This is a genomic window from Acidimicrobiales bacterium (genome assembly GCA_040219515.1).
In the GTDB taxonomy this organism is placed as follows: Bacteria; Actinomycetota; Acidimicrobiia; order Acidimicrobiales; family Aldehydirespiratoraceae; genus JAJRXC01.
In genome coordinates this window covers 343,930-362,108 of sequence record JAVJSI010000005.1, presented here as the reverse complement: position 1 = coordinate 362,108, position 18,179 = coordinate 343,930, and the positions used below count along the sequence as shown (strand labels likewise).

At 69.2% G+C, this 18,179-nt stretch carries 15 protein-coding genes; 8 read left to right on the top strand and 7 right to left on the bottom strand.

Annotated features, from left to right (window positions below):
* Positions 1–97: 97 nt before the first annotated feature.
* From greA to RIB98_04295, 3 genes are read left to right on the top strand one after another with little or no spacing between them, the layout of a single operon-like run.
* Positions 98–568 carry a transcription elongation factor GreA gene (gene greA, locus RIB98_04305; protein ID MEQ8840181.1) on the top strand — a complete coding sequence of 157 codons (471 nt, stop codon included), beginning with the start codon at positions 98–100 and terminating at the stop codon, positions 566–568.
* Positions 568–1,461, top strand: a complete 894-nt coding sequence (locus tag RIB98_04300) for an alpha/beta fold hydrolase (GenBank protein ID MEQ8840180.1) — start codon at positions 568–570, stop codon at positions 1,459–1,461. Before greA ends, RIB98_04300 begins: the two co-directional genes overlap by 1 nt.
* Entirely contained in the window at positions 1,458–3,143 is a 1,686-nt protein-coding gene (locus RIB98_04295; GenBank protein ID MEQ8840179.1) for a class I adenylate-forming enzyme family protein, read from the top strand. The genes RIB98_04300 and RIB98_04295 overlap by 4 nt, the downstream gene beginning before the upstream one ends.
* Here the strand turns inward: RIB98_04295 and RIB98_04290 are convergent, their stop codons facing one another.
* Together RIB98_04290 and RIB98_04285 are read right to left on the bottom strand one after the other, a co-directional pair.
* Positions 3,144–3,272: a hypothetical protein gene (locus tag RIB98_04290; protein ID MEQ8840178.1), complete on the bottom strand. Its 129-nt coding sequence runs from the start codon at positions 3,270–3,272 to the stop codon at positions 3,144–3,146.
* A 9-nt stretch (positions 3,273–3,281) separates the two neighbouring features.
* Complete coding sequence (locus RIB98_04285) at positions 3,282–3,935, bottom strand: helix-turn-helix domain-containing protein (protein MEQ8840177.1); 654 nt, start codon at positions 3,933–3,935, stop codon at positions 3,282–3,284.
* 65 nt (positions 3,936–4,000) lie between these two features.
* Between RIB98_04285 and leuC the strand changes: the two genes are divergently transcribed.
* From leuC to RIB98_04265, 4 genes are all read left to right on the top strand, one after another.
* Positions 4,001–5,404, top strand: coding sequence for a 3-isopropylmalate dehydratase large subunit (gene leuC, locus RIB98_04280; protein MEQ8840176.1), 1,404 nt, complete (start codon positions 4,001–4,003; stop codon positions 5,402–5,404).
* 114 nt (positions 5,405–5,518) lie between these two features.
* Positions 5,519–6,112 carry a 3-isopropylmalate dehydratase small subunit gene (gene leuD / locus RIB98_04275; GenBank protein ID MEQ8840175.1) on the top strand — a complete coding sequence of 198 codons (594 nt, stop codon included), beginning with the start codon at positions 5,519–5,521 and terminating at the stop codon, positions 6,110–6,112.
* Positions 6,113–6,245: 133 nt separating this feature from the next.
* Positions 6,246–8,618, top strand: a complete 2,373-nt coding sequence (locus RIB98_04270) for a beta-propeller domain-containing protein (protein MEQ8840174.1) — start codon at positions 6,246–6,248, stop codon at positions 8,616–8,618.
* A 39-nt stretch (positions 8,619–8,657) separates the two neighbouring features.
* A complete protein-coding gene (locus RIB98_04265; GenBank protein ID MEQ8840173.1) occupies positions 8,658–9,056 on the top strand; it encodes a hypothetical protein in 399 nt (132 codons plus the stop codon).
* Here RIB98_04265 and RIB98_04260 read toward each other — a convergent pair.
* The 5 genes from RIB98_04260 to RIB98_04240 form a co-directional block, all read right to left on the bottom strand.
* Positions 9,053–10,267 carry a hypothetical protein gene (locus RIB98_04260; GenBank protein ID MEQ8840172.1) on the bottom strand — a complete coding sequence of 405 codons (1,215 nt, stop codon included), beginning with the start codon at positions 10,265–10,267 and terminating at the stop codon, positions 9,053–9,055. The genes RIB98_04265 and RIB98_04260 overlap by 4 nt on opposite strands.
* Before the next feature lie 24 nt (positions 10,268–10,291).
* A complete protein-coding gene (gene serA / locus RIB98_04255; GenBank protein MEQ8840171.1) occupies positions 10,292–11,857 on the bottom strand; it encodes a phosphoglycerate dehydrogenase in 1,566 nt (521 codons plus the stop codon).
* 91 nt (positions 11,858–11,948) lie between these two features.
* Positions 11,949–13,787: a putative glycoside hydrolase gene (locus tag RIB98_04250; protein ID MEQ8840170.1), complete on the bottom strand. Its 1,839-nt coding sequence runs from the start codon at positions 13,785–13,787 to the stop codon at positions 11,949–11,951.
* A gap of 28 nt (positions 13,788–13,815) precedes the next feature.
* On the bottom strand, positions 13,816–15,576 hold the full coding sequence (locus RIB98_04245; GenBank protein MEQ8840169.1) for a prolyl oligopeptidase family serine peptidase: 1,761 nt from the start codon (positions 15,574–15,576) through the stop codon (positions 13,816–13,818).
* Between the two features lie 158 nt (positions 15,577–15,734).
* The gene (locus RIB98_04240) at positions 15,735–16,943 is read right to left on the bottom strand and encodes a pyridoxal phosphate-dependent aminotransferase (protein MEQ8840168.1); all 1,209 of its coding nucleotides are present in this window, start codon (positions 16,941–16,943) and stop codon (positions 15,735–15,737) included.
* 72 nt (positions 16,944–17,015) lie between these two features.
* On the opposite strand from RIB98_04240, the gene serC reads away from it, so the two are divergent.
* Positions 17,016–18,167, top strand: a complete 1,152-nt coding sequence (gene serC, locus RIB98_04235; protein ID MEQ8840167.1) for a phosphoserine transaminase — start codon at positions 17,016–17,018, stop codon at positions 18,165–18,167.
* Positions 18,168–18,179 lie beyond the last annotated feature (12 nt).

Genomic DNA, 18,179 nt, shown 5'->3' with positions numbered 1-18,179 from the left:
CTGACGGTTCATCGTCCGGATGGGGCGGGGACGACACCTTCGGGTGTCGCCTCCGCCCTGTTCGCGTCCGGCGTCATCCTGGCGGTAGATTCTGCCGATGGCTGACCCACACCAGCTCTCACAGGCGGCATACGACCGCCTCAAGGCCGAACACGACGACCTCACCACGCGAGGCCGCATCGACATCGCGCGCAAGATCGAGACCGCCCGCGAACTGGGCGACCTCTCCGAGAACGGCGACTATCACGCCGCCAAGGAGGAGCAGGGCAAGATGGAGGGCCGCATCATCCATCTCGCTCGCGTGCTCGAGGACGCGATCATCGTCGACGGGGCCGGCGGCGGCGACACGGTCGGCACCGGCGCCATCGTGTCGATCGTCTTCGACGGCGACGACGAGGTCGAGAAGTACCTCGTCGGATCGATCGAGGAACAGCGAGCCGACGTCACCGTCGTCTCGCCCGGCTCGCCCATGGGCGGCGCGTTGCTCGGTGCCACGATCGGCGACACCGTCGAGTACGAGGCGCCCACCGGCGCGACGCTGAAGGTCAAGGTCGTCGAGATCGAATAGTGGCAGCCACCGCGCAGTCCGTCGGGCGAGAGCCGGCCGAGCCCCACATCGGGCGCCCCTCCCTACCGCCGGGTCGCGCCATCGTCCTCCCCGGTCGGGGCACCACGTTCGTGCGTGAGGTCGCCGGGCCCACACCCGACGCACCGGTCGTGTTCCTCCTCCATGGGTGGACGGTCACCTCCGCCCTCAACTGGTACCGGGTCTACGAGCCACTCTCGGCCATCGCCCGCGTGGTGAGCCTCGACCATCGTGGCCACGGCCGCGGCATCCGCAGCGGTCGTGCGTTCCGTCTCGAGGACGCGGCCGACGACGTCGTGGCGCTCGCCGACCACCTCGACATCGACAGCTTCGTCGTCGCCGGCTACTCGATGGGCGGCCCCGTCAGCCAGCTCGTGTGGCGCCGCCACCCCGATCGGGTACAGGGCCTGGTGCTCGCAGCCACCTTCGCCCGCTCGTCACGGCGACCCCAGGAACGCGTCGCGCTGCGCGGCCTCGGGCGTCTCGGCCGGGCCAGCAGGCTGATGCCGCGACGCCGTCAGCTCGACGTGTTCACCCGCGCCATGGTTGCCGGCGGCAGCCTGCCCAACGAGCGACCGCCGTGGTTCATCGCCGAGGTCCGGTCGGGCTCGGTCCCGATGATGCTCGAGGCCGGTGGCGCGATCGCCGACTTCGACAGTCGCCCGTGGCTCGGCGAGGTCGATGTGCCGACCGGCATCTTCATCACGTCGCGGGACGGCATCGTCCCACCCGACCGCCAGCACCGGATGGCCGCATTGATCCCCCACGCCGAGCTGGTGTCCGCGCCGATCGACCACGATGGCTGCGTCACCCGTCCCGATCAGTTCGTACCCGGCTTCGTCGACCTCGTCCGCCATGCCGCAGGAGCACCGTGAACGCCCGCCAGTCCCTCATCGATCAGCTCACCGGACCCGACGGCTTCTTCCCTGTCGAGCTCCAGGACGTACGTGGCCACGAGGTCCCCGTGCTCGTCAATCGCAAGCGTTCGCTGCGTGACTTCGTCACGGGGTCCGCCGCCCACGGCGATGCGGAGTTCCTGGTCCTCGGCGACCGCCGCATCACCCACGAAGACTTCATCGGCCTCGTGGCCGCGGAGGCCGCGGCCCTTGCCGCCGACCACGGGATCGGCAAGGGCGACCGCGTGGCGATTCTGGCCGCCAACTCCCCCGACTGGGTCATCGCCTACTTCGCCCTCGTGTCGATGGGCGCGGTCGTCTGCCTCTACAACGGCTGGTGGACGCGCGACGAGATTCGCCACGCCACCGAGCTGACGACACCGTCGCTGATCCTCGGCGACCGCAAGCGCCTCGATCGGGTGCCCGCAGATCTCGCCGTGCCCATGGTCGACATCGATGCGGAACGCGACCGGCTCCAGCGCGAGGCGGGCGAACACGAGCTCCCTGCCGTCGCCATCGACGAGGACGACGCCTGCTCGATCTTCTTCACGAGCGGCACCACGGGCCGATCCAAGGGCGCCGTGGTCAGCCATCGCGGGCTGGTCGGATTCGTGGAGGTCCAGATGCTCAACGGCGCGCTGAAAATGATGATGGCGGCCGCGCAGGCCGAGGCCGCCGGTGACCCCCCGCCCGTCCGCTCCGCCGCCAAGCCGCGCGTGCTGATGACCTCCCCGCTCTTCCACGTGTCGGGCCTGTCGGGATCCACGCTCATCAACATGTTCGTCGGTGGCACCCTCGTGTTCCGCGAGGGCCGCTTCGACGAGGAAGAGTGCTTCGCGCTCGTCGAGAAGGAGCGCATCACTGCGTGGACGCTCATCGGGTCGATGGGTCCGCGTGTGGTCGATCATCCCGGACTCGGCGACTACGACCTCACCTCGCTGACCAACGTCGGTTTCGGTGGCGCGCCGGCCAGTCCCGAACTCCAGCAGCGGGTCCGCGACACCTTCCCCAACGCCACCGCCAACGTCGCCATCGGCTACGGGTCGAGCGAGACGGTGGGCGTGGTCGCCTCCTTCGGGGGCGACGACTACGTTGCCGAGCCCACGGCGACCGGCCATGTGCTGCCCACGATGCAGGTCGAGATCCGCGACGATGACAATCGTGCCGTCGCCGATGGCATCAACGGACGGGTGTGCGTCCGCTCGGCCTATTCGATGCTCGGCTACTGGGACAACCCCGACGCCACGGCCGAGACGATCGACGACGGCTTCTGGCTCGACACCGGCGACGTCGGCCGGATGGTCGACGGGCTGCTGTTCATCGACAGCCGGGCCCGCGACATGATCCTGCACAACGGCGAGAACGTGTACCCCGTCGAGATCGAGTACCGCCTCGACGAACACCCCGGTATCCAGGAGTCCGCCGTCTACGGCCTCGACGATCCGCAAACCGGGCAGGCCGTCGCGGCGTCCGTCGTGCCGGCACCCGGCCAGAGCCTCGACGAGGCCGACCTCCACTCGTGGTGTGCGGAGAGTCTCGCCCGCTTCAAGGTGCCGACACAGTGGGACATCCGCACCGAACCGCTGCCGCGCAACGCGGCCGGCAAGGTCGTGAAGGGCGCACTCACGGGCGAACGCGAGTTCACCGCGCACGACGACTGATCAGCCCACGATCGCGTCGATCAGGAACCAGACGAGGATCGCCAGGAACACGACGGCGCCGACCCGCAGCAGCCACATCGACCCGGGGCCGAGTTCGGGCTCGTCGTCGTTTGGCGGGCGGGCGGACACGGCGAGACGCTATCCGTCGAGACCCGCGGCCCGGGCAATCGCAGCGGCGGCGGCGACCACCGGTGGTCCGAACACCGGACCCGGGTCACGGGTCAGTCGTTCGATCGGGCCACTGACGCTCACGGCCGCCATCGTCGCCGCCCCATGCCGTACGGGGGCACTGACCGAGGCCACACCCGCCTGGCGCTCCTCGACCGACACCACGTAGCCACCCGCATCGACCTGGCCCGACAGCACCCGGCCACCAGACCCGCGGTCGAGCGGCAGCACCGCACCCGTCGCCACGATCGTACGCAGCCCGTGGGGCGATTCGAGCGAGGCGACGCACACACGATCGGCGCCGTCGCGCACGTAGATCTGGGCCGACTCGCCGGTGGCGTCGCGCAGCTCGGCCAGCGCAGGGGCTGCGGCCTCGGCGATCGGCCAGGCCCTCGCCGCCGCCTGGCCCATGGCGAGCAGCCGACTCCCGAGCGCGAACCGTCCCTCGCCGTCGCGCCGCAAGAGCCCGTGGACCTCCAGCGCGGAGGCGAGTCGGTGGGCGGTCGCACGGGAGAAGCCCGTGCGCTCGACGAGCCCGGCGAGCGCGACCGGACCCCGTTCCACCGCAGAAAGTAACGCCGCGGCCTTGTCGATGACGCCGACACCGCTTATCGTGTGTTCCACAGTTCAGAACGTATGTATCAATATATGAGACTGTCAAGATCCAGTCACGACGAATCGGGAATCTCATGGGCAAGACCCTCAGCGAGAAGATCTGGGATCGGCACCTCGTCGCCGCCGGCATGGGCGGCGCGCCCGACCTGCTCTACATCGACCTCCACCTGATCCACGAGGTCACCTCACCGCAGGCATTCGACGGTCTGCGGATCAGCGGCCGCGGCGTGCGCCGGCCCGATCTCACCGTGGCGACCGAAGACCACAACGTCCCCACGGAGAACATCGACCAGCCGATCGCCGACGAGATCAGCCGCAAGCAGATCGACACGCTTCGGGCCAACACCGCCGAGTTCGGTGTGACCAACTACCCGATGGGTCACCCGAAGCAGGGCATCGTCCACGTGATCGGTCCCGAGCAGGGCCTGACCCAGCCCGGCATGACCATCGTGTGCGGCGACTCCCACACCGCCACCCACGGGGCGTTCGGCTCGATCGCATTCGGCATCGGCACCAGCGAGGTCGAACACGTGCTCGCCACCCAGACCCTGCCCCAGACGCGGCCCGGCACCATGGCCGTCACCGTCAACGGCACGCTGCCCGCCGGTTCGACCGCCAAGGACGTGATCCTCGCGATCATCGGCCGCATCGGCACCGGCGGCGGCATCGGCAAGATCATCGAGTACCGCGGCGACGTCATCCGCAACCTCTCGATGGAAGGCCGGATGACGATCTGCAACATGTCGATCGAGGGTGGCGCCAAGGCCGGCCTGATCGCCCCCGACGAGGTCACGTTCGCCTATCTCGAGGGTCGCGAACACAGCCCCACGGGAGCCGACTGGGACGCCGCCGTCGCCGACTGGAAGACGCTTCCCACCGACGACGATGCCACCTTCGACGAGGAGGTCGTCCTCGACGGCGCCGACATCACGCCGTACGTCTCCTGGGGGACGAACCCGGCCCAGGTGATGCCACTGCACGGCGATATTCCATCACCTGACTCGTTCGACGACCCGGGCCTGCGCGACAACGCCGCCCGGGCGCTCGAGTACATGGGCCTCACCGCCGACACGCCGATACGCGACGTCATTGTCGACACCGTGTTCATCGGATCGTGCACGAACTCCCGCATCGAGGATCTCCGCGAAGCGGCCAAGGTCGCCGAGGGTCGTCAGGTGAAAGCCGGCATGCGCACGCTCGTGGTGCCCGGCTCCGGCCAGGTCAAGGCCCAGGCCGAGGCCGAAGGCCTGCCCGAGATCTTCCGGGCGGCCGGCTTCGACTGGCGCGAGCCCGGGTGCTCGATGTGCCTGGCCATGAACCCCGACAAGCTCCAGCCTGGCGAGCGGGCGGCCAGTACGTCGAACCGCAACTTCGAGGGCCGCCAGGGCCGAGGAGGACGCACCCACCTCGTCTCTCCCGCCGTCGCCGCCGCCACCGCCATCGCCGGCACCTTCGCCACCCCCGCCGACCTCCCCTAGCCCACCCCCTTCCCCTCCAGCCCCGCTCACCCTCCCAAGCCCACCAAATTGAGGCGGGTTCACCACCCCTGCGGTGGTCAAGTCGCCTCAATTTGGAGAAGGATTCGCATCACCATGAAGGCTGTACGCATTGTCTCGGGCACCGCGGTGCCGCTCGATCGCACCGACGTCGACACCGACCAGATCATCCCGTCGGATTGGCTCAAGCGGGTCGAGCGCACCGGCTTCGAGAAGGGGCTCTTCTCGGAATGGCGCGACGACCGCGACTTCGTGCTCAACAAGGAGGAGTACGCCGGCGCCAACATCCTGATCGGGGGCATGAACTTCGGCACCGGGTCGTCTCGCGAACATGCCGTCTGGGCCATCCAGCAGTACGGCTTCGATGCCGTGATCTCCCCGCGTTTCGCCGACATCTTCCGCAACAACTGCACGAAGAACGGGCTCGTCCCCGTCACCGTCGAAGCCGACTTCAATGCCGCCCTGATGCGCGCCGTCGAAGCCGACCCGACGCTGGAGATCACCGTCGACGTCGAACGCCTGACGGTCGAGGCGCCGGCCGCCGGCCTGGAGAGCAGCTTCCCGATGGACGCTTCGACGCAGGACCGCTTCCTCGAGGGCCTCGACGACATCGGCCTCACCCTGCGCCACGCCGGCGACATCGACGAGTACGAATCGACCCGTCGCCCCTGGCTCCCCGCCAGCCGCTGAACCCGAGTTGGGACGGGGGTCTGACCCCGGTGTCCCAACTGGGGAAGAAACTCTGGTGACGACGGGAACCATTCGGGGGTGGGGGGCGTCGTAGGGGACAACCCCGATCCCTGCACCTACCCGGAGAATCGTCATGCGCAAGTTCCTGACAACCCTTGCTGTCGTCGCCGCCCTGTCGACGGCCTGTGGGGCCGACGATCTTCCCCTCGATGCCACACCCGATGCCCCCGACGCCAGCGACGGCACCGGAGCCGGCGGCGAGATCGTCGTCGACATCGGCGGAGAGGACATCGCGCTCACGAGCGCCCTCTCCGGGTTCGGCGACTGCGACACCCTCCTCGATCACCTGCGGGCCGAAGGAGCCGAGCGGGTCGGACCCTGGGGATTCGACGAGGGCTGGTACGGCGGATGGTGGCCCATGGAGGGCGACGTCATGACCATGGAGGACGACGCGACCGATGACGCCGCCGATTTCGACACCGCAGAGTCGGCCCCCGAGGCGCCGCTCACGACGGCCGCCCCCGAAGGGGGCGCCGAGGGGGGTGCCGACACGTCTGGCGGGAGTCTCGCCGAGGGTGTCGACTTCTCCGGCACCAACGTGCAGGAGACCGGCGTCGACGAGGCCGACATCGTGAAGACCGACGGCGAGCGGATCTACATCGTCGCCAGCGGTGAGCTCGTGATCGTCGACGTCGCCGGCCGCACCGTGGTGGGCACGGTCGCCGTGCCCGAGGGCGATCGCGCCGAACTCTTCATCGACGGTGACGAGCTGCTGCTCCTCCGGCAGGGCTGGGTCGAGGACGGCGTCGCGGTCGGCGGCGACGCCGAGGCGAGCTTCGCGAGCGACATCGTCGGCCCGTCCTACGGCCGCAGCCAGACCACCATCACCCGCATCACCGTCGACGGCGACACGCCCCGCATCCTCGAGACCCTCGCGGCCGAGGGCGACTACGTCAGCGCCCGGGCCATCGACGGCACCGCCCGGATCATCGTGCGGGCCAATCCGCAGTACTCGTTCCCGTTCGTCTTCCCGCAGAGCGAGAGCGGCGAGGAACGCGCCGAGGAGAGCAACCGCGAGGCGCTGCTCGACTCCGAGCTCACCGACTGGCTGCCCGGCTACACGCGGCTCGACGCCGACGGATCGGCCACCGACGAAGGCCTCCTCGTTCCCTGTGAGCAGGTCCACGCGCCCACCGAGTTCGCCGGTTTCGGGGTGCTCTCGGTGCTGACCATCGACGTCGACGGCGACCTGGACCCGTCGGGCACCACGGCCGTCCTCGCCCCCGGCGAGGTCGTCTATGCCTCGACCGACTCGGTCTTCGTGGCCACCACCTCGTGGTTCGATCTCGAGACGCTCGACGCCGCCCGCGAGCAGATCACCGAGAACGTCACCACCTCGATCCACCGCTTCGACATCGGCTCGAGCTCGTCGGCCGCGTACACCGCCAGCGGATCGATCGATGGTCTCATTCGGGACAGCTACTCGTTCAGTGAGTACGACGGTCATCTCCGGGTGGTCACGACAACGGGCAACAACTGGGACGAGACGTCGGAGTCGTTCGTGCGAGTGCTCGAGGAGCAGGACGGAGAACTCGTCGAGGTCGGCTCGGTCGGCGACATGGGCAACGGCGAGGCCGTGCAGGCCGTGCGCTTCCAGGGCGACATCGGCTATGTCGTCACCTTCCGCCAGGTCGATCCGCTCTACACCGTCGACCTGAGCGACCCCACCGACCCGGTGGTCGTGGGCGAGCTGAAGATCCCCGGTTTCTCGAGCTACCTCCACCCGATCGGGGATGGGCTCGTCATCGGTGTCGGCAGCGAAGCCGACGAGCAGAACGGCCAGGTCACCGGGTCCAAGGTGTCGCTGTTCGACGTGAGCGACCTCGCGGCCCCGGCCGAGATCGCCACCTGGATCGGCCCCGACAGCTGGAACAATGTCGGCTGGGACACCCACGCGTTCCTCTGGTGGGCGCCGGAAAACCTGGCCGTCGTCCCGATCGACACCTGGGACCAGGGTGAGCAGTGGGCCGGCGTGGTGTTGCTGCGCATCGAGAACGGCACCATCACCGAGGTCGGCCGCATCGACCACAACGACGAGACGATCGCCGTCGGCGAGACCGAGTGCCGCACCGTGACCGAGGACGACCTGCCCACCACCGACCAGAGCCGGTTCGAGACCGAGGTCGAGTACATGATCGCCGACGGCTACGGCCTCATCCTCGACTGCGAGGACGGCGAGGCACCCGCCGCCACGGGCTTCGAGTGCCACGAGGAGCAGTGGGTCACCGAGGACGCGGCGCGAGCGGGGCTCGCCATCGACGGCACCATCGTCTCCTGCTGGCCGATCGGCGACGGCGTTCCCCAGATCAGCCGTTCGCTCGTACTGCCCGACGGTGAACTCTGGACCGTGAGCTCTCCGTGGGGTTGGCTGGGCGGTGCGAACCCGGCCCGGCTGCAGGTCAACGACCTGACCACGTTCGAGCGGCTGGACGCGCTGAACCTCTGAACCGGTACGGTGCGGGTGTCCATGCGGAAAGGGAGTTCGATGCCGGATCTCGTCAAACGACTCGTGCGTATCTGCAAGGTCGGCGCGATCGTCGCCGTCGGTGTCGGCGTCGTTCGGGCCGCGCGTCGGTCGGGGTCTCCCGCGGTCACCGGGCAGGCCACCTGGCAACCACTGGTCGACGAACCCGGTGCCACCAAGCGAACCGGCATGGTCCAGTTCACCGAACCCGCCACCCTCACCGTGGCATCGACACCGGCACCCACGTGGGTCGAACCCGTCGACGGCGCCTGCCCGCTCAGCCACCCGATCAAGGGGAACGCGGGCTCGGGCATCTTCCACGTTCCCGGCGGCATGTCCTACGAACGCACGGTGCCCGAACGCTGCTACGCGACCGAGGCCGACGCCGAAGCCGACGGATTTCGTCGAGCCAAACGCTAGACGCAGCGATCGATTCGCACAGTGCGCGAATCGACCTCGGACACCTCTACGTCGCCGACCCGTGATCCCCAGGTCTCGAAGGCGCTCCGCACCGATGCCGTCGAGCCGTCCTCGGCCTGGATGTCCCAGCGGATGCAGCTCTGACCGTCGGCCGTCCACACCACGAGCTGGTCGCCGCCCCACTCGAAGTCACGGACGACGCCGGTGCCGGCGAGGATCGACTCGATCACCACGTCACCGCCGAGCCCGGAGTAGAGCACCTCGCCGTCGGCCGGCGGCGCAGGAATGTCGATCGGCCCCTCCTGCGTGTCGTAGCGGTCGGGTGACATCACCTGCTCACTGGTGACCGGCGGTTCGGTGAGCGCGGTGTCGAGGGCGGTGATCCCACCGCTCTCCACGAGCTGGGTCACGAAGGGCTCGCCGTACTCGTAGGGGGAGAGCTCGAGGAGCAGGAACGCCAACGTGAACTCGTCGATGATGCCCGGATCGCTGAAGCCGAGCTCCTCCTGGAGGAGTGCGCCCCGGTCGGCGGAGTCCAGCGTCGCTTCCCATTCCGCCTCGACCCATGTCGCGCTGCCTTCGGCGACCGCGATGAAACCCCAGCCGATCTCGTCGGTACGGTCGTCGTACTCCGGACGGTCGAGGTCGAAGTGCTGGTCGTCCCAGGCGTGGGTCAGCTCGTGCACGATCGTGGACTTGGTCAGCAGAGAGAGTTCGTCGCGCTGACGGACCACGAGCTCGTCGGTGGTCGGGTCGTAGAACCCGAGAATGCCGGCCTCGCCGAAGCGTCCGTAGACCTCGTCGATCCGTTCGTCGGGACCGATCAGCGCCAGCGCCCGGTAGGTCGCGTTGAACACCTCGACCTCGTCGGGGGCCTCGGCGAAGTCGGCGGCCAGATCGCTGGTCACGCGTGCGACGAAGTCCGACTCGCCGAGCGTCACCACGATCGGGCGAGTGAGGAATCGCCCTCCTCGGGTCTCCTCGACGAAGACGATCGCCTCGTCGACGAAGGCGTCGAACTCGCCACCGTCGGGTGCCGGGTCGTCGGGTGTCGGCTCGTCAGTCGTGGGGTCGTCGGGCGTCGACGACACATCCGGATCGAAGGCCAACCGGTCCGTCTCGTCGCTGCGGGCCATGACGATCAATGTCGCGATGGCCGCGAACATGAGTCCGAGGACCACGCCGGTGATGAGTGCGTCTCGCCGCTCCATGGCGGTGGAGGGTACCGATCTCGGTCAGCTGACGGTGATCGCCCGCACGAATCGAACGTATTCGTTGGCCCGCAGCGCATCCTGCACCGCAGCGGGCACCGGCGCACCGGTGCAGACGACCATGAGTGCTTCGACGCCGTCGCCGCTCTCACCGATGTGCATGTTGGAGATGTTGATGCCGGCGTCGCCGAGCGTCGCCCCGACCACACCGACCATGCCCGGCTCGTCCTGGTTGCGGATGATCACCATGTGGGGGCTCGGGTGGATGTCGAGCGCGTGCTGATCGAGCTCGGAGATCCGATGGCTCGAGTCCAGTCCCGACAGGCGTCCCGAGACCGAGTGACCGCCGCCGGCGATGCGGATCACATTGACGTGGTCCTGCGCCGGGGCGGTGATGGTACGGATCTCGAGCCCGCGCTCCGCGGCGATGTCGAGCGCGTTGACGTAGCTGACCGGCACGTCGGTGTGGGCCGACAGCATCCCCTTCACTGCGGACAACACGGCGATGCGGGTGTCGTCCTTGGCGATCGCGCCCCGCAGTTCGACGTCGATCGTGGCGGGGACCGATTCGACCAGCCCGCCGAAGATGGCCCCGAGGTGCTCGGCCAGCGGCACGAACGGGCGGAGGAGTTCGCTCACCTCGGCGGCGTCGACATTGACCGCATGGGGAACGAACTCGCCGGCCAACGCCAGGGCGACCTGCTCGGCGATGGTGACACCGGCCTTGTCCTGCGCTTCGGCCGTGCTCGCCCCGAGATGGGGCGTGACGACGATGTTGGGCACGTCGAAGAGCGGCGATTCGGTGGTGGGCTCGGTGGCGAAGACGTCGACCGCAGCGCCACCGATGGTGCCCTCGCGGGCGGCGTCGGCGAGCGCAGCCTCGTCGACGATGCCACCGCGGGCGACATTGATCACCCGCAGGTTGGGCTTGGCCTTGGAGAGCAGCTCCTTGCCGATGAGCCCGGCGGTCTCCGGCGTCTTCGCCAGGTGGAGGGTGAGGAAGTCGGCCGTGGCGACGAGCGTCTCGAGGTCGACGAGTTCGACGTTGAGCTTCTTGGCGGCCTCGGGCAGCACGAAGGGGTCGTGGGCGATCAGGCGCATGCCGAACGCGGCCGCTCGTTGGGCCACGAGTGACCCGATACGACCGAGGCCGACGATGCCGAGCGTCTTGTCGGCGAGCTCGACGCCTTCCCACTTGGAGCGTTCCCACCGGCCCTGCACGAGGGCCGAGTGGGCCTGCGGGACGTTGCGGGCCTGTGACAGCAGGAGGGCCATCGTGTGTTCGGCCGCGGAGATGGTGTTGGACTGCGGCGCATTGGCCACCATCACACCCGCTGCGGTGGCCGCGGCGACGTCGACGTTGTCGAGCCCGATCCCGGCCCGACCGACCACGAGTAGCTGGTCGGCGGCGGCGATGACCTCGGCGGTGACCTGCGTCGCGGATCGGATGATCAGACCGTGGGCGCCCACGATGGCGCTGAGCAGGGCGTCGGGTTCGAGACCGAGCTGCACATCGACCTCGTGGCCGGCCGAACGGAGAAGGTCCAGCCCCGACTCGGCGATGGATTCGGTCACGAGAATGCGAGACATGGCGCCATCCTTGCGGCCGAGACGTGGGCCGCCAACCCGGCCGCCGGGTTATTCGTCACCGAGGCCCCGAACGACAGGGGCTCGCCGACGATCAGCCGAGAGCCCGGTGCAGAAAGGCCGCCATCTGCTCGCGGGTGACAGGACTGCTCGGGCAGTAGGTGACGGCGCCGCACCCGCGAGTGATGCCCACCGCCGCGATGCGTTCGATGTCCGCCTCGTGCGTCGATCCATCGTCGTCGACGAAGGTCCCGCCGGTGCCTCGTGGCAGGTCGAGGGCGCGGGCGAGCAGCGACGCCATCTGCTCACGGGTGAGCACGGTGTCCGGGCAGAAGCGGGTGAACGAACAGCCCCGGGTGATCCCCGCGAGCGCCAGCGCGTCGATGTCGTCCTCGTGAGTGTTCCCGTCGTCGTCGGCGAAGCGGTCGACGTCGGACGCCGGCAGGTCGAGGGCTCGGACCAGGAAGGCCGCGGCCTCGGCCCGGGTCACGCCCCGCGCCGGACAGAATTCGTCGCGCCACGGCGGGTTACAGCCCCGGGTGATGTCCTGGCCGCCGAGCCAGGCGACATCGCCACTGAACGTGCTGCGATCGGCGACGTCCCAGTAGCCCGACCGGGGCAGGAACTCGACGGTGGGCGGAGGCGGCTCGTCGGGTGTTCGCACCTCCGCGGCGGTCGGCAACGCGTCGGTGTGGTATTCGCTGCGTGCGTTCCACAGCATCCAGCCGAGGCCGAGTGCGTCGGCGGCATCGATCTGGGCCCGGACCTCCGCTGCGCCATACGAGCCGAAGTCCTGCAGCCACGGTCGCATGATCGCGGCGTCGCCGGCCCGGACGAGCGCGTTGGTCATCGAGGCCGTGACCACGCCGGCCGGATTCGCCTCGGGCGAGTCGTAGCCGAACCAGCCCCGAGTCCAGTGGTCCGGGTAGACCATCGGCGACAGCACATCGGTGACCGCGGCCATCGACTCGATGTCCTGCCCGATGCCCCCGTCGCCGTCGATGGAGGTGACGAACCCGAAGATGTCCGCCGCCAGCACGCAGGCGCCGACCTCCTCTCGCACCTCCGAGATGAAGCCGGTGATCGTGTCGCTCCGGGACCGGGCATCACCAGGGTCGGCGCGGTCGAAGCGGAGGTCGGGCGAGAGGCCGTCCGGGAAGCGGATGTAGTCCAGTTGCACCTCGTCGACTCCCGCCGCACAGGCCGCCTCGGCCAGCTCGCGCACATAGCGTCGGGCCTCGGGATCGCTGGGATCGAGGAACACCTGTCCCCTGCGCTCGAACGGTGCGCCGCGGGCGGCGTCGAAGACCGCGGCGCCGGGCGCGAGCCGCGCGAAACGCGGGTCCTGGAAGGCGACGATGCGCACGATGAGCGCGAGCCCCCTGGCGTGGACCTCGGCGACGACCTCGGCGAGATCCCACCGCCCGGCGCCCGGCCGGGCCGGGGCCGAGCCGCTCCACGTCGGCCAGACCGTGCCGGCCTCGTCCTTCATGTCGAGCATGACCGCATTGAGCGCCGTGCGGTCGGCCACTGCCAGCAACTCGTGCCACCGGGCCGAGCCCGGCAGAGCGCCGCCGACGTGGAGCGCCCGGAGTACGGCGCCACCGAGCATCACTCGGAGCCGATCGCCCGTGCCGTCCCACTCGACGGCTCGCTCGCCGCGTGGATGTGAGATCGTGACCGTGCCGGGCACGACGTCGGCGATGGCGGCGCGGCCCTGGCCGTCGGTCACCGCGAGCCGACCACCGGCCGCGACGGTCGCGCCGGCGAGCGGCGTGCCGGTTGTCGAGGTGACGAGCACGGACAGTGGCCGTGACTCGGCGGCACGCGCGGACTCGGCCGTCCCGATGGACGTCGCCGGTCCCATCACCGTCACCAGCAACATCCACCCGGCCAGCGCTCTCCACACGACTGGCATCCTGTGACGAGTCATCGCCCGACAGTAGGCGTCGCCTGACGGGCTATGCCGGAGTGAAGCCGAGAATGCGGCCGAAGAAGGCCAACTCGGCCTCGAGCGCGGTCACGATGTTCTCCGCCTTGCGGAATCCGTGCTGCTCGCCCTCGAACAATCGGTACTCGACCTCGACACCGTTCGCTTCGAGCGCATCGACGATCATCTCCGATTGGTTGGGCGGCACGATCGCGTCGTCGTCGCCCTGGAGCACGATCATCGGCGCCCGCAGCCGGTCGACGTGATGGATCGGCGATCGCTGGTGGTAGATGGCCTTGGCGTCGGGGTACGGGCCGACGAGCGAGTCGAGATAGCGGGACTCGAACTTGTGGGTGTCGGTCGCGAGGGCTTCGAGATCGGCGACGCCGTAGCGGCTCGCACCGACCGCGAAGACATCGTGGAAGGCCAGCGCGCTGAGCACGGTGAACCCGCCGGCGCTACCGCCGCGGATCATCAGTCGATCGGGGTCGACGTCACCGCGATCGGCCAGGAAGGACGCAGCGGCGACACAGTCCTCGACATCGCTGACACCCCACTGCCCGTCGAGGGCCTGGCGATAGGTGCGGCCGTAACCGCTCGAGCCGCGATAGTCGACGTCGACCACGGCGATACCACGAGACGTCCAATACAGCAGCGAGGTCTGGAGCCGGCGCCGAGCTTGCGTGGTCGGCCCACCGTGGGCGAGCACGAGGAGCGGCGGCTTCTCGTCGGCCGGGCCGACGTGGCGGGGGTTCGCAGGCGGGTAGTAGAGCGCGTGCGCCACCGCCTCGCCCGACGGTCCGGTCGGGAACGAGATCCATTCGGGCTCGACGAGGTACCCGCGGTCGTAGTCGAGCGGCTTGGCGGGCCGCACGATGTGTCGTCGGGGTACGCCATCGGCGACGTCGATCGAGACGACCTCGACCTCGTGGTCGTAGCCGGCGCCGGTGGCGACGACGGACGAGCCGGCCGCGGAGAGCGAGTTGATGCTGCTGTCGATCGTGGTGGAGGTGCGCCCGTCGACGATCAGCTCGTCGCCGGTGGGAAGGCCGGCAACCGCCACGATGGTGCCGTCGACGACCGCCCACCGCTTCATACCGAAGACCCATGGCGGCATGGCGATCTCGAATCGACCGCTGACGACCGGCTCGAGCGCGCCCGACCCGATGTCGACGGCGTAGAGGTTCCACCATTCGTCGTCGTCGACCACGACCAGCAGGCGGCCGGTATCGGAACCTGCAGTATCGGATCCGGCGGTGTCCCACCCCGGCTCGCAGAACGCGCGCTCGCCGCCGAGCACCAACAGCTCGGCCCCGAGCGAGGCACCGTCGACGGCGTACACATGGAGGCGGGTGCGGGTCCACGGCATCGCCGGGTGGTCCCAGGAGATGAACGCGAGCATGGCGCCGTCGGGTGAGAGTCGGGGCGACGACACGAAGTCGCTCCCCTGCCAGAGCACGGTCGCGGCCTCGCTGCCGTCGGTCGCGATCGCGACGAGCTCGTTGACCGGCTCGGCGCCGTCGCCGTGCCGCTCCCGCACACACACGACCGTTGCGCCGTCGGCGGTGACGACACCGTCGGCGTAGCGCAGGCCACGGGGTGTGGGCGGCTCGGGCGTGAGCACGGTCGTCTGCGCTCCCGCCGTGCGCCGCAGCCGCTGGTCGGCGAAGTCGACCCAGAACAACACGCCGTCGGCCACCCACCACGACGCACCGCCGTATTCGTGCACGAGGGTGCGGACGTTGGCCTCGGCCGGGGTGATCTCCTCCACCGTGCCGGCGCGGCTGCGCATGACCGCGGTGCGACCGGCTTCCTGCGGACGGGACTCGGCCCACCAGACATCGTCGCCGTCGGCCGCGACCTCGTTGATCCCGACCGCGCCCTCGACGAGCGACGCTGCCGAGATCGGCGACGGCCAGGCCCCGTAGGGAGTCGTGTCGGATGCGGCGCTCAGGACAGGAACTCCACGATGCGGCCGACGCCCTCGCCGAGGTCGTCGTCACCAAGAGCGAACGAGAGGCGAGCGCCACCCTCAACGCCGAAGGCCTCGCCGGGCACGATGGCCACCTTCGCCTTCTCGAGCAACAGGTCGGCGAGCTCGAGAGTGGTGGTCGGCGTGACGCCGTCGTAGGCGCGGCCGAGCACGCCCGACAGGTCGGGGTACGCGTAAAACGCGCCCTGCGGCTCGGGACAGACCACACCGTCGATGCCGCTCAGCATGGTGTGCATGGTGCGGCGGCGGCGATCGAACGCGGCCCGCATCTCGACGACCGCGTCCAGCGGACCGGACACGGCCGCCAGCGCGGCGGCCTGAGCGACGTTGCAGACGTTGCTCGTGGAGTGCGACTGGAGGTTGGAGGCGGCCTTGATCAGATCGGACGGGCCGATCATCCAGCCGACCCGCCAACCGGTCATCGCGTAGGTCTTGGCCACGCCGTTGAGCACCACACAGCGATCGCGGATCTCGGGCACGACGACGGGCATCGAGTGGAACTCGTTGTCGCCGTAGACGAGGTGCTCGTAGATCTCGTCGGTGATGACCCAGATCTCGTGCTCGGCGGCCCACTTGCCGATCGCCTCGATCTCGTCGAGGGAATAGACGGCGCCCGTCGGGTTCGACGGCGAGACGAACACGAGCGCCTTGGTCTTGTCGGTGCGTGCGGCCTCGAGCTGCTCGACCGTGGCCCGAAATCCGTTGGGTGCGGTGGTGAGCACCGGGACCGTGACCCCGCCGGCGAGGGCGATGGGCTCGGGATAGGTGGTCCAGTACGGGGCCGGGAGGATGACCTCGTCGCCGGGGTTCAGGAGCGCCTCGAAGGTGTTGTAGACGGCGTGTTTGCCGCCGTTGGTGACGAGGATGTCGGCCGCATCGCAGACGAACCCGCTGTCGCGGAGGGTCTTGGCCGCCAGTGCCTCACGCAGGTCGGGCAGTCCACCCACCGCGGAGTACTTGTGGTTGACCGGGTTGCGGCACGCGGTGACGGCGGCCTCGACGATGTGGTCCGGTGTGGCGAAGTCGGGTTCGCCGGCACCGAAGCCGATGACGTTCTCGCCGGCTGCCTTCAGCGCCTTCGCCTTGTTGGAGACGGCGAGGGTTGCGGAGGGGGCGATGGCGCCGACGCGGCGCGAGATTCGAGCGGTGCTCTCGGGTGTGCTCATGGCAATCGAGACTATGGAACTTCCCCGAGGAAAGCGCGACGGTTTCGGGCATTTCCTGTCACCATGGCTGGCGTGAACTCGACACCCCCGCCCGTGCCCGACATCACCATCCCCGCCGAGCTGTTGCCGGCCGACGGACGGTTCGGCAGCGGCCCCACGAAGGTCCGTCCCGAGATCGCCCGGTCACTGGCCGATCACGCCGTCGACTATCTCGGCACGTCGCACCGCCAGCTGCCCGTCCAGCTCATGGTGGCCGAGGTCCGCAACGGACTGGCCGAGCTTCTCCGTGCACCCGACGGCTACGAGATCATCCTCGGCAACGGCGGATCGACGGCCTTCTGGGACTGCGCCACGTTCGGTCTGATCGAGCAGCGCAGCCATCATCTCTCGTTCGGCGAGTTCGGCGGGAAGTTCGCCTCGGGCATCGCGGCAGCGCCCCACCTGGCCGATCCATCGGTCGCCGAATCCGACGCCGGCACCCACCCCGAACTCGCTGCCGTCAGCGGTCTCGACGGACCACGTGTCGACGCGTACTGCTACCCGCACAACGAGACGTCCACCGGCGTCATGTTCGACCCGGTGCGCGTCGACGACCCCGACGCCCTCATGCTCGTCGACGCGACCTCGGCCGCCGGCGGTCTCCACTTCGACGCGTCGGCCACCGACGTCTACTACTTCGCTCCCCAGAAGGCGCTGGCCGCCGACGGCGGGCTGTGGATCGCGATGATCTCCCCTGCCGCGGTCGAACGCATCGAGCGCCTCGCCGCCTCCGACCGCTGGTGCCCGCCGTCGCTCGATCTCAAGATCGCGCTCGACAACTCGCGCAAGGACCAGACCTACAACACCCCGGCACTGGCCACACTCTTCCTCACGGCGAAGACCGTCGGCTGGTTCAACGACAACGGCGGCTTGTCGTGGTCGGCGGGCCGTTCGGCGACGTCGGCCGACATCCTCTACGGCTGGGCCGACGCCAGCGACGCCGCCTCGCCGTTCGTGCAGATCGAATCGCAGCGCAGCAAGGTGGTCGCCACCATCGACTTCGACGAGTCGATCAGCGCCGACACGCTGTGCGACGTCCTGCGGGCCAACGGCATCGTCGACACCAACGGCTATCGCAAGCTGGGCCGCAACCAGCTGCGCATCGGCATGTTCCCCGCCATCGAGCCCGCCGACATCGAGGCCCTCACCCACTGTCTCGACTACTGCGTGAGCGCCCTCGCCTGACCGTCCGCCCGA